At 31.6% G+C, this 12,668-nt stretch carries 12 protein-coding genes; 1 reads left to right on the forward strand and 11 read right to left on the reverse strand.

Features of this window, described 5'->3' with window-relative positions:
• Positions 1 to 32 precede the first annotated feature (32 nt).
• The 10 genes from murJ to MKX49_RS16650 form a co-directional block, all read right to left on the reverse strand.
• A complete protein-coding gene (gene murJ / locus MKX49_RS16605; protein WP_340877080.1) occupies positions 33 to 1,565 on the reverse strand; it encodes a murein biosynthesis integral membrane protein MurJ in 1,533 nt (510 codons plus the stop codon).
• Entirely contained in the window at positions 1,566 to 2,705 is a 1,140-nt protein-coding gene (locus MKX49_RS16610; protein WP_340877081.1) for a glycosyltransferase family 4 protein, read from the reverse strand. It lies immediately after the preceding gene.
• Positions 2,706 to 2,728: 23 nt separating this feature from the next.
• Entirely contained in the window at positions 2,729 to 3,961 is a 1,233-nt protein-coding gene (locus MKX49_RS16615) for an O-antigen ligase family protein (protein WP_340877082.1), read from the reverse strand.
• A 136-nt stretch (positions 3,962 to 4,097) separates the two neighbouring features.
• Entirely contained in the window at positions 4,098 to 5,180 is a 1,083-nt protein-coding gene (gmd, locus tag MKX49_RS16620; protein WP_340877083.1) for a GDP-mannose 4,6-dehydratase, read from the reverse strand.
• A 39-nt stretch (positions 5,181 to 5,219) separates the two neighbouring features.
• Positions 5,220 to 6,143: a GDP-L-fucose synthase gene (gene fcl, locus MKX49_RS16625; RefSeq protein ID WP_340877085.1), complete on the reverse strand. Its 924-nt coding sequence runs from the start codon at positions 6,141 to 6,143 to the stop codon at positions 5,220 to 5,222.
• 17 nt (positions 6,144 to 6,160) lie between these two features.
• Complete coding sequence (locus tag MKX49_RS16630) at positions 6,161 to 6,817, reverse strand: sugar transferase (protein WP_340878561.1); 657 nt, start codon at positions 6,815 to 6,817, stop codon at positions 6,161 to 6,163.
• 56 nt (positions 6,818 to 6,873) lie between these two features.
• Positions 6,874 to 7,749 (reverse strand): UTP--glucose-1-phosphate uridylyltransferase GalU, encoded by an 876-nt coding sequence (galU, locus tag MKX49_RS16635; RefSeq protein ID WP_340877086.1) that lies wholly within the window; start codon positions 7,747 to 7,749, stop codon positions 6,874 to 6,876.
• Between the two features lie 116 nt (positions 7,750 to 7,865).
• Positions 7,866 to 8,630, reverse strand: a complete 765-nt coding sequence (locus tag MKX49_RS16640; RefSeq protein ID WP_340877088.1) for a tyrosine-protein phosphatase — start codon at positions 8,628 to 8,630, stop codon at positions 7,866 to 7,868.
• A 143-nt stretch (positions 8,631 to 8,773) separates the two neighbouring features.
• Positions 8,774 to 9,460 carry a CpsD/CapB family tyrosine-protein kinase gene (locus tag MKX49_RS16645; RefSeq protein ID WP_340878562.1) on the reverse strand — a complete coding sequence of 229 codons (687 nt, stop codon included), beginning with the start codon at positions 9,458 to 9,460 and terminating at the stop codon, positions 8,774 to 8,776.
• A 29-nt stretch (positions 9,461 to 9,489) separates the two neighbouring features.
• Positions 9,490 to 10,170 (reverse strand): YveK family protein, encoded by a 681-nt coding sequence (locus MKX49_RS16650; RefSeq protein WP_340877089.1) that lies wholly within the window; start codon positions 10,168 to 10,170, stop codon positions 9,490 to 9,492.
• 476 nt (positions 10,171 to 10,646) lie between these two features.
• Between MKX49_RS16650 and MKX49_RS16655 the strand changes: the two genes are divergently transcribed.
• Entirely contained in the window at positions 10,647 to 10,946 is a 300-nt protein-coding gene (locus MKX49_RS16655) for a helix-turn-helix domain-containing protein (protein WP_161922323.1), read from the forward strand.
• Between the two features lie 119 nt (positions 10,947 to 11,065).
• Here the strand turns inward: MKX49_RS16655 and MKX49_RS16660 are convergent, their stop codons facing one another.
• Positions 11,066 to 11,908 carry an SGNH/GDSL hydrolase family protein gene (locus tag MKX49_RS16660; RefSeq protein ID WP_340877091.1) on the reverse strand — a complete coding sequence of 281 codons (843 nt, stop codon included), beginning with the start codon at positions 11,906 to 11,908 and terminating at the stop codon, positions 11,066 to 11,068.
• Between the last annotated feature and the right edge of the window lie 760 nt (positions 11,909 to 12,668).

The raw sequence follows: 12,668 nt of genomic DNA on the forward strand, positions 1-12,668 counted from the left end.
CCAACTAATAACTATGTTTTCACATAGTATTATTATTTCTTTTGTACTCTATCTTTCATTAATTTATATACATTATTTATTTCATTTACCCTCAATAGTTTACACGTTAAAAAGTAAATTAAGATACCAATAAAAGTACAAATAACTAAAATAATTAAATTACTTGTAATAAAGAATAGTTGATTATACAAGATATAAACTCCTACGCCCATTATTATGGAACTTAAAGTTATCTTTAAAGATTTTATAATCAGATCTTTTATATTAAGTATTGGATATACTTTCTTAAGAGTTATTAAAAATAATATTGAGCTTAATATAATAGATATACTAGTTGCTAATGTAATCCCAAATACTCCATAAATTTTTGATAATATAACAGTTAGTACAATATTAATAATTACCGTGACTAGTCCGTTTATTGTAGGAATAATCGTATTTTTCGAAGAATAAAAGGCTTGACCAATAATATCTCTTATACATAAAAAAGGTACCTGAAGCAAATAACCAACAAACGCAGCAGATACTAAGTTTGTATTTTGTTGTGTAAAAGCTCCTCTTTCATACATTAAAGAGATTATTTCTTTATTTAATATATATGCACCTATGGTTATTGGAATTGTAAAAATAAACATATATATTATTATATTTTTTATCGTCTCTAACCACTCATTCTTATCTTCATTAAGAAATTGCTTTGCCATAACCGGCAAAAACACTGTAACTACAGTGGAAGTTAATACCCCATATATAACAGAAGTAATTTTATTTGACATTTCTAAAGATGTTATTGTTCCTTGAGTGAAACTAGAGCCTATATTTTTATCTACGATTAAACTAATTTGAGACACTGCAAGTCCAAACAAAATAGGTAATACTTTCATAAATATATCTATAACTCTGTCATTATAACCTTTGAATTGAATTCTAAATTTGAATTTTAATCCCTTTAATTCTGGTATCAGTATAATAAACTGAAGCATTGAACCAATTGTGGTCACTATTGTCGTAAGTACAATGTCATTAGACCATAAATTTAAAAATAAAAAGATTATAATTGGTACATTCATAAAAATAGGCATTAATGATATTCCTAAATATTTATTGTTACATCTTAATATGCTAGAAAATACACTTGCAATTACAGTAAATATTAGATTTATCAAAGTAATTCTAGTAAGTTTGATCGTTAACTCGAAAGACTCTTTCGATAAATTAGGGGCAATAATTTCTACTAATGCCTTGGCGTTCAACATGCTAATTAAATAAAAAACTATACTTATTAGTAAGAGTATAGTTATAATTTTATTTGCAAATCTAAAAGCACCCTTTTTCCCCTCTTCCTCCTCAACCTCATAAAAATTAGGGATAAAAGTAATCATTATAGCAGATGCACAAACCATATATAATATATTAGGAACAGTTAATGCAATATTATAAGCATCTGTTATTTCAGAAGCTCCGTAAACTGATGCTATTTTCATATCTCGAATTAACCCAATAATTTTACTTAAAAATGTCATAAAAGTAATAAATACAGTAATTTTAAGAATGCTTTTTGCCAATTAAATCAAACTTTCTATATAATTATTTATTTTTGATTCCACATAATCCCAATTCAATTTATCCTGATATTCTTTATAAGTGTTCATACTTAACTTTAAATATTCTTTTTTATTAATAAAATTACTTATTATTATATCCCCGAATTCCTTCGGACTTGCACTAACATCTAAACAATACCCATTCTTGGTATTCTTTACTACACTAGGAACTCCGCCTGTATTAGTAGTAATACTTGGTAATCCATAAGAACTTGCTTCTGCAAAAACAATGCCATAGGCTTCACTTTTTGTGGGTAATAAAAAGAAATGTGACTGTTTATACATTTTATCAATTATTATTTGATCTTCTTTTATAGCTTTATTTAAAAATCCTATAACTTCTGTATATTTCTTATACTCATCATCAATTAACGGTTCTGAACCAGCTATATATAATTTAGCTTTATATCCTTTGCTATTTATATATTTAACTATATCTAATGCAAGGTACCCACCTTTTCTTTTAAAATCTACCCCCATAAAGAACAGTTTTATTTCTTTATCATTAATTTTACTTTTTAAATTTTCATGTATATCATCACTATTCAATTTGTTTTGGATATTCAACCCAAAATTAAGAACTTTCACATTCTCCTTACTACATCCATAATCATTTATGGCTGAATTTTTAGCCCATTCAGAAGAATAAATTGCTAGAGCACTATTGTTTAAAGATAATTTTTCCAGATAATCCCCTTCACGCAATGTATATGAACTTAAATTTGTAAACTCCTCATAATAATTTACCATGTTTTTGAAAGTTGCATCTGTATAAAAAACTATTGGTATATCAGTTTTCAAATAAGTAACAGGCAGAGATGACGTTGAAAAAATGACATCATATTTTTTTTGTTTTATAGTTCTTTTTATCTTTGAAGAATAGACTTTTAACACAAATCTATTTCTATCAATTAAATACCTCTTACTGCTTAATTTATTTAATAGTAAATAAATTAATTTAATTATCTTTAGCGGTTTAAAATCCTCAACTACTTCAACAGAAGGAGAAATTTTTCTTATTGTTTGATATAAACTTGAAACGGTTCCAGACCAGTTTCCTAGGTCATTATGTTTACCAGTACATATAAATAAAATTCTCATAATTGGCCCCTCTTTTTTCTATACTACCCTATTTTCACCTTATCCTCTTTAAATCTAAATAAAAACATTAGGAATAATGGTTTAAAAATCAACCACTCTGTAGAATGAATTATAAAGAAAATAATAAAAATTATTAGTAATAAAAACCCTTTCACTTTAAATAAAATACTCAACCCTTTTCCCATTAAAAATAAATAGGATAATGCCATTATCCCTCCCATCATTCCAAATAATAATCCCAAACCTGATGAGTTATCAAATAAATTATTTTCTATTTCTTTTAAATGGTAGGTTACTGAAGAATAACCATATCCCCATAAAGGCCTATCAAGGAATATTTTAAAAGAAGCAAGATTATCATTAAATCTTGTATCATATGATCCTGTCTGATTTATTAGTTTATCAATAATTACTTCTTTAATTGGGCTTAAAATTACTATAATAAAAAAGAAGAAAATAAAAAGTATTGTTCTCATAAGATATTTACTATTAATATTTTTCTTTGCACCTAATAAAGTACATATAAATATTAACCCTCCTAACATGTAGCCAGTTGTAGATTGAGTTGTTAGAAGTGCCAGTATTAATATGATAACTTTATATCTATCCTTTTTTACAAAAGAATTGACCTTTCCTCCCTTAAACTTTTCTATATATTTATTAGCCAACATCAATAAAGCTATATTAATAAACGCCTGAAAAGCACCAGGTTCCCAAAATATACCACTATTCCTTTTAAATCCATTTTCATGTTGTGCTTCATAACCATCTAACCAATAATATTGAGTAATCCCCATATTATAATAAGGTGTTATTTTATATTCCGTCACCCCAGAAATTATACTTTTACTTAAAGGTAATTCTCCGATATTAAAAAAGTTTATCAAAATAAAACATATTAAACTAACAAACGAAATAATAACCATTAAATTAATATATTTATTGAAAAATATACTTCTCTCCATATTATTTTGAATAAAGTACAACGTTATTAAATTTATAATGATAATAGCTATATTCTTTATACTCACACCATTTATATATGTAAATAAATATTGACTTGTTATTAATAATAATAACAAGATTAGAATAAGAGTATTATCTCTTTTTATATACACTTTATTGAAAATTAAGTATACTCCGAGAGATGATAATAACATTACCATTAAGGTATTATTACTAAAATATAATGATCCCGATAGGAATATTATTTCTGTAATTAATATATATTCTAAAAGAGATTTTATATTGATCAAAAGACCCTCCCCATTTTGTGTCTTTATACCATTTACTTAATTGTATAAATTAACTTCAATTTCTTAAGGTATATTTTAAATATCTCTTAAGAAATTGAAGTTAAAATTTTCTTAACTCCAATTAAATTCTTTATAATTAATCAAACATCTTCTTTGCAGCGGTTAATTCTTTTGAAACCTTTTCCATATCATGCGTTACCATTATTTCAACTAATTCTTCAAATGATGTATTTGTTGGGTTCCATCCTAATAATGTTTTTGCTTTTGTTGGATCTCCCAATAATTGTTCTACTTCTGCAGGCCGGAAGAATTTAGGATCAATTTCAACAATTACTTCTCCTGTTGCTTTATTAATACCTTTCTCTTCTACACCTGTACCGTTCCATTCAATTTCAATATCAGTATGTTTAAATGCTAATTCTACAAATTCACGTACAGTATGCATTTCTCCAGTTGCAATTACAAAGTCTTCTGGTTTTTCGTGTTGAAGAATCAGCCACATACACTCAACATAGTCTTTTGCGTAACCCCAATCACGTAATGAATCTAAATTACCTAAAGTTAGCTTTTCTTGTTTGCCTTGAGCTATACGAGCAGCAGCTAATGTAATTTTTCGGGTTACAAAAGTTTCACCACGACGTTCTGATTCATGATTAAATAAGATCCCGTTTACAGCAAACATGTTGTAAGACTCACGGTAATTCTTAGTAATCCAGAAACCATAAATTTTTGCTACACCATATGGAGAGCGTGGATAAAATGGTGTCGTTTCTTTTTGTGGAACTTCTTGCACTTTTCCAAATAGTTCAGAGGTTGATGCTTGATATATACGAGTTTTCTCTGTTAAACCCAAGATCCGTACTGCTTCTAGAATATTAAGTGTACCTTTTCCATCTACATCTAAAGTATATCCAGGCATATCAAAAGATACCCGAACATGGGATTGTGCTGCTAGATTGTAAATCTCATCAGGTTGGATTTCACTAATTAAACGGATTACATTAGATGTATCAGTAATATCTCCATAGTGTAAATGGAAATTTTCATTATTTCGTAGTGCTTCTGCTTCGTCAATAGTAAAAATATCCTCTAATCTCTCTTGATTATAGGAAGAACTACGACGAATAATACCATGTACTTCATAACCCTTTTCCAATAAAAACTCTGCTAAGTATGATCCATCTTGTCCTGTTACACCGGTTATTAATGCTATTTTCATTGTCCTTGTGCCCTCCAAAATTATGTTAGTTTTTATTAATCAATTTTCTAAAAACCATTGATAGGCTTTTGCTAAGCCTTCATCCATAGAAGTTGTTGCTTTCCATCCTAGTGAATTAAGTTTTGTAACATCCACTAACTTTCTAGGTGTGCCATCTGGTTTCGTTTTATCAAATTTAATTTCACCGGTATATCCAACAACTGCTTTAATTTTCTCGGCTAACTCTTTAATAGAAAGATCATGACCTACTCCTATATTGACCATTTCATTGCTAGAGTAATTATTCATTAAATACACACAAGCATCAGCCAAGTCTTCCGAATATAAAAATTCTCGAAGCGGAGTTCCTGTACCCCAAACTTCCACAAAGGGTAGATTACTTTCCTTCGCTTCATGAAACTTACGAATAAGCGCAGGGAGAACATGGGAAGTTTGTAAATCAAAATTATCTTCTGGACCATATAAATTTGTTGGCATTACTGAAATATATTTGGTACCGTATTGGCGATTATATGATTGGCACATTTTAATTCCTGCAATTTTTGCAATTGCATATGGCTCATTAGTTGGTTCTAATTCACCTGTTAATAAATATTCTTCTTTTAATGGCTGTGGTGCCATTTTGGGATAAATACAGGTGCTTCCTAAAAATAAAAGTTTCGTAGCTCCATAACGATAAGAAGCGTCGATTACATTGGTTTGAATTAATAAATTATCGCGAATGAAATCCGCCGGAAATTCATTGTTAGCAACAATTCCGCCAACCTTAGCCGCAGCTAAGAAAATGTATTCTGGTCTTTCTTCCGCAAAAAATTTATCCACCTGATTTTTTTCACGAAGATCTAGTTCTTTGGATGTTCTCAATACTAAATTTTCATAACCCTCTTTTTGAAGGTTTCTTAATATAGCTGAACCTACTAAACCGCGGTGTCCCGCGACATAAATTTTCGAATTTTTATTCATCTGTCATTTCCTTTCTATTAATAGGCATCCTTTGAACCTATTATCATTATCACTGTTTTAATAATAATTTTAAAATCAAACCAAAATGTTCTATCTTCTATATACTTAAGATCCAACATTACCATTTGGTCAAAGTTCAAATTGCTTCTTCCACTGACCTGCCATAGCCCTGTACATCCTGGTATTACTAGTAACCTCTGTCTATCATAAGAAGAATATTCTACCACTTCACGAGGCAATGGTGGCCGCGGCCCAACTAAACTCATGTCTCCTTTTAGCACATTCCAAAGTTGGGGTAGTTCATCAATACTCGTTTTCCGAATAAACTTCCCTATTTTCGTAATCCTTGGATCTTCCTTCATTTTAAACATAGCCCCAGATACTTCATTCAATGCAAGTAAGTCTTTTAACCGCTCTTCTGCGTCGGAGACCATTGATCTAAATTTATACATTTGAAATTCTGTTTCATCTTTTCCTACTCGAACTTGTTTAAAAAAAATAGGTCCTTTCGGGTCTTCGATTTTGATTAAGATAGCTATAAGCAAAATAATGGGTGATAAAATCATAAGTCCTATAAGTGATCCAATAATATCTATTGATCTTTTCATTCTTAAGTAGCTCAAATTAGCATTTACTTGTTCAGCCGTTAATAAGTGGTCAGATGATGATACCACTCTCTGCTCAACTGCTACAGCTTTCAAATTGGCTCCTCCTATACTCTTATTTTTTCTTACATCTTCTGTTTTTCTAGTAGGTTCTCTATAAACTCTAAAATATTATCTTTAAGGGTTATATCTTTCAAAGCAAACTCAATCGTCGTTTGGATGAATCCTAATTTCTCTCCAACGTCAAAACGTTTTCCTTCAAAATCATAAGCAAATACTCGTTGAATTTCGTTTAATTTTTCAATGGCATCTGTCAGTTGAATTTCTCCGCCTGCCCCTAGTTCTTGTTTTTCCAAGAACATAAATATTTCAGGCGTAAAGATATATCGCCCCATGATGGCCAAATTGGATGGAGCTGTTCCTTTTGCTGGTTTTTCTACAAAGTTATTTACTTCATAGCGTCGACCGTTTTGGTTACTTGGATCGACAATTCCATAACGATGAGTTTCTTCTTTAGGTACTGTTTGTATGCCAATGACAGAAGATAAGGTTTTATCATATTCATTCATTAATTGTTTTAAGCAGGGTGTTTCCGATTGGACGATATCATCACCTAATAAAACGGCAAATGGTTCATTTCCAATAAATTTTCTTGCACACCAAACTGCGTGGCCTAAACCTTTTGGTTCCTTTTGTCTTATGTAATGAATGTCCACTTTAGAAGGAGCTTGAACCTTTTCTAGTAATTCGAATTTGTTTTTTTCCATTAAATTATTTTCCAGTTCAAATGCATTATCGAAATGATCTTCAATTGCCCGCTTACCTTTTCCGGTAACAATAATAATATCCTCGATTCCGGATGCTACAGCCTCTTCAATAATATATTGAATCGTCGGTTTATCTACTATAGGAAGCATTTCCTTTGGCATGGCTTTTGTAGCTGGTAAGAATCTTGTTCCTAACCCTGCTGCTGGGATTATCGCTTTACGTACTTTTTTCATTAGATATCAGCCCTTTCTAGCTCTTTTATTCAAAAAAAAAAAACGATATATAGTTTTACCTGGTCAAAAATTTTATTATAATGATGAAAGCGTTTCCTAATCTTTTAATATATATTCTAAAATACACCTAAAATTTTCCTTTTGAACGGCACTGGTTTTTCAACAATAGGACTTTGTCCCTTTGATAGCTGTTCAGCGTTTTCTTTGAAATAAAATGTACGTTCTATTCCATATTCTTTTGTTATAGTTTCATAGGCTTGTTGTAACGTGAAGCCTCTCGAACCTATATTATGGGCATCTGTTGAAATAATATGAGCTAGATTATGTTCCACTATTTTTTTTGAAAATGATTTAACATTTTTACCAAAGAGACCGATAATACTACCAGAGGTAAGTTGAGTTAAAGCACCTTCTTCGACCAATTCAAATAATAGTTTATGATTCTCTATCAATTCTTTATTTCTTTCCGGGTGTACAATAATCGGCGTTATTCCTTTTAGCAGTAGCTCATAAATCACTTCTTGGGTGTATGTAGGGACACTTCCCGACGGAAGCTCTAGTAGCAAATACCTACCGTTATCATCTAGCGTTAGGATTTCTTCCTTTTCAAGCGAAATAAATATGTCTCGGTGTATTCTTACTTCTTGACCGGGATGAATAATAAGAGGAATATTGGCTTGTTGTAAACTCTCATTTAATCTCACTGCACGGTTAATGATATCATTCTTAACATTTACATATTTCTCATTTAAGTGGTGAGGAGTGGCATATAAATGGCTGATTCCTGCTTCTACCGCTTTCCTTGCCATGTTCATGCTTTCCTTCATGTCAGCGGATCCATCATCAACTCCTGGTAGAATGTGACAATGTATGTCAATCAAATTTCACACACTTCCTTTTAACAAATTGGAATACCAGACTTTTTCACTAAGAAATCATATAGGAATTAATACCCTGGTTAATAGTAGCATATAAAACTGTCATTAAACAGGGTGTTATTTTGTCGAATTTCGTTTTATTTTCTTTAAGATTTATAGTAATAATAATTGCTGTTATCCGTTTCAACGCCATTCAAAACGACTCCAAGCAAGGATGTGTTAGCTTTCAGTAAAAGCTCCTTTGCTTTTACTGCACTTTGTTTGTTTGTCTTGCCGCTTGCCACTACCATGATCACGCCATCACATTTATTAGCTACAATCTGGGAATCTGGTACTACCAGAACGGGCGGTGTATCAAAAATGATATAATCATAGATTTCTTTTAGTTCATCAATGGCTGTTTCTATCGCTTTTGAATTTAATAACTCTGAAGGATTAGGTGGTATCGGCCCACTTGTTAAAATGTCTAAATTCGAAACATTTGAATTCAAGATAGTTTTTCTTAAGCCCATTTTCTTTGTCAATACGCTAGTAAGTCCATGTATATTACTAAGGTTAAAAGCATAATGAACCGATGGTTTCCTTAAGTCCGCATCCACAAGTAATACATTTTTCTCTTCTTGAGCAAGCACAATCGCTAGGTTGGCAGCTGTCGTTGATTTCCCATCATTTGGCTCCGATGAAGTAACCACAATGGTTTTGATTTCCTTATCAACGGAAGAGAATTGTATGTTTGTCCTAATTAATCGGTATTGTTCTGTAATAGGCGATTTAGGATTAGTCTGCGCAATTAAATTCACTTGTTTTTCATCTTTACTTCTCAAAAATCCCACTTCCTTTCTTAATGTCACTGAATGGTTCTTTATTTATGTTGCGATATTTTTTGAATGGATCCAAGTAATGGTAAGTCAAGGAGTGTCTCAATATCCTTCTCGTCTCTAATCGTATTATCCATATACTCCAGGAGAAATGCCAAGCCGACTCCAGCCATTAATCCGACGACCACCGCAATGGCGATATTCATTAATGGATTAGGTTTTACAGGAGTAGGATTTTCCTTTATTTCTGCCTTCGCAAGTATGCTAACATTGTCGACATTCATAATATCCTTGATTTCCTTTTGGAAAGTTGAAGAAACCGTGTTAGCAATCTCAACTGCCTGTGTCGGATTACTATCTTGAACCGTTAAAGAAAATACCTGCGAGTTTTCTTGGCTGTTAATCGTGATTTTCCCACTAAGTTGTTCTACACTTAGTTTTAAATCCAGCTCATCAATGACCTTCTCCAAAATGGCAGGGCTTTTTATGATTACACCGTATGTATTGATCATGTCGATATTGGATTGTATTTGATTAGAGTCCAATTGGTTCTCTGATTTTTTCTGATTAACGAGAATCTGTGTTGAAGATTCGTAAACGGGTGTTAATAAGAAATAAGAAATCGTGCCACTAATCAAAGCTGCAATCAATGTCAGTAGCATGATTAGCTTCCAACGTTTCTTTAATGTTTTAAGAATATCATTAATACTAATAGTTTCTTCCATTTCATCCTCCTGATATGTTAAAAATGACCTATTGCATTATATCATATATATTGCCTATATTTATGTATTTTCAAGGAAATTTTCATAAAACTTACAATGAATGAATACTTTTCAAATACCAAAGTAATTTTACAAAAAAGAAAGCGGTAATACAAATGAAATAATTGTCATTTTTGAAGTATTGCATTTATCACATCTAAAATAACTCATTTTCCAGAATATTTTCACCTGAAATTTTATTAAACCTAAGTATACACTCATTCCCATAATTTGTTATCTCTTTTTGTTATTTAACAATATTTTCTAGAAATAAACCTAACTAAATGCCTACCAAAACAGAAAAATCCATTTATACATATAATAATGTCAAGTATTTTAGTGCCTAGTTATCATTAAAACTGAAAGGAAAATGTGTAAACTGAAAGTGATAGTTTAAATTAGTATAATTTTCATATTAATGGTTAGGTGTGGTCAAAATGATAGGTTACCGAGTTAAGTCGCTTAGGGAAGAAAGGAAAATGTCAATTAGTGAACTCTCCGCAAAATCCGGCGTTGCCAAATCCTATATAAGCTCACTGGAAAGAAACCTTCAAACAAACCCTACTATTTTAGTTTTGGAAAAAATCGCTCGAATCCTTTGTATAAAGGTGGATGCTCTACTATATGAACGACCAGACAAGGGCATGGATGAAGAGTGGATGGAAATTATGCAGGATGTTATGGGGTCAGGTATATCGAAAGAGGCAATGCGAGAATTTATCGAGGATAGAAAGTGATGTCTTTAAGGATTAAGAAACTATGATACCGCTTTCTTTTCTCTCCTTAAGAGAAGCCAAAAACCATAAAAGGGGAAAAGCGGTTATAGCCACTTTTCCCCCTTTTATTACTATGTGTACTACTTCTTCAACTTAAAATATTCCTCCATCACCTCGAACCATATGTAATGCCCTTGGTCATTGGGATGGATGTTATCATTAGTCAGTATATCAGCCAATCTCATATTCTTTTTCTTTAGTTTCTTTTCTATCTCTTCTTTGCTATTTATATAAGTCCAGTTATTCGTATTGATGACCTGCTCGGAAGCGTGAATATAATCCATATAATTCAAACCTAAACTATTCTCCGTTTTACCATTTGCAACAGGGTTTGGTGAAATGATTAGAATTTTTGTATTCGGCAGCTCATTTTGTAACTTTGTCATTATGCTTTCCAAATCTTTTTGCGTCTGTTCCAAGCTAAGTGATTGATAATGATTGTTTATCAGCGAATTTTCAAAAATAATCAGATCGGGATCATCTTGAATGACCGCTTCAATTTTCTTTCCTTCCAGCAAATCCTCTGTTGAATACCCCTCATGTCCATGATTAATGAACCTTAGTGTTTCTAAATCATCACGATCTGCTCGCAAACTCTTCTCTAAGCGTCCTGCCCAACTATTGGAAGAATTACTTGCCCCGGTTCCGGAAGTACCATTACTCCCCACTAAGGAAACAATAACCTTATCTTGCGTTAGCGACTTATAATGCAGGTAATCTATTAGCGGCTGCTGCTTATTATTTTCCGGTTTTAAACTTTGGATCAATGCTTCCCTTTCTTCTTTTTCCTTTTCTTTCACTTTTGCTGCAGCTTCTCTAGCCTCTACCCCTGCTGCCTGACTTATGTTTTTCCAATGCAGATGGCCAAAAACCAGCACTGCTAAGCAAATTCCAGCGATAATGACTAAACCATATTTCCTCATCTTTACCTCCCATAATAATTGAACATTAGTGACTGACATGGCTGTCTTATAAAATAGAGCAAACTCTTATTAGAGTACGTTGCATAGACTCTATTTCACTTTTTTTGGTTATTTTTCTCTCATTAATTATAACTATCAAAATTTCAGCATTAAAGAATATTTTTCCAATTTATTCCGACAACACTCGACAATTAATTTTTATGTCCAACAGATTTAACTTGTCTGCTTTCTCTTAAGGTTTAAATTGTAAAGTAATTGCTTCAAATGTCTTATATACAAGGAAAGCGCTTTCATTTATAATTATCACAAGAAAACCAAGCCGAGAGGTGTGTTCTATATGGTAGGTGAAAATGAAGGGAATTTCTTAAAAGGACTTTTGTTTGGAACATCTTTGAGCATACCGTTATGGATTTCTTTTATTGGTTGGCTAAAATTGATCATAAATAGTTTATTTTAGAGCCCTAGGGCTCTTTTTATTTTACTTTGGTCGAGACTAATTCTTACAATCCCACAACAAACACTCCTTTAATTATAGTAGTTTGACCCTAATTCCGCTTTGCCCGCTTTTTGTCCCTATGGTCACCTCCTCCACTCCTGCCTGTTTCGATTTATGCTAAAAAAACAAATGAACGATCAAAGCAATTTCCTCTGGCTTTAGCTTTCACTGGCAGCAATAAAGATACATCCTTCTTTTTTATAGGTACAAGAAGATTATCACTCATTTTAGGTTTTATACCTTTGCCAATTAGTTTATAATTAA

This window comes from Peribacillus sp. FSL M8-0224 (assembly GCF_038003055.1).
GTDB lineage: Bacteria > Bacillota > Bacilli > Bacillales > DSM-1321 > Peribacillus > Peribacillus frigoritolerans.

What these genes read in the sequence shown, in the direction of transcription:
- MKX49_RS16610 (WP_340877081.1), bottom strand. Translation starts at nt 2,705, where the DNA reads ATGAGAATTTTATTTATATGTACTGGTAAACATAATGACCTAGGAAAC.
- gmd (WP_340877083.1), bottom strand. Translation starts at nt 5,180, where the DNA reads ATGAAAATAGCATTAATAACCGGTGTAACAGGACAAGATGGATCATAC.
- fcl (WP_340877085.1), bottom strand. Translation starts at nt 6,143, where the DNA reads ATGAATAAAAATTCGAAAATTTATGTCGCGGGACACCGCGGTTTAGTA.
- galU (WP_340877086.1), bottom strand. Translation starts at nt 7,749, where the DNA reads ATGAAAAAAGTACGTAAAGCGATAATCCCAGCAGCAGGGTTAGGAACA.
- MKX49_RS16650 (WP_340877089.1), bottom strand. Translation starts at nt 10,170, where the DNA reads ATGGAAGAAACTATTAGTATTAATGATATTCTTAAAACATTAAAGAAA.
- MKX49_RS16655 (WP_161922323.1), top strand. Translation starts at nt 10,647, where the DNA reads ATGATAGGTTACCGAGTTAAGTCGCTTAGGGAAGAAAGGAAAATGTCA.
- MKX49_RS16660 (WP_340877091.1), bottom strand. Translation starts at nt 11,908, where the DNA reads ATGAGGAAATATGGTTTAGTCATTATCGCTGGAATTTGCTTAGCAGTG.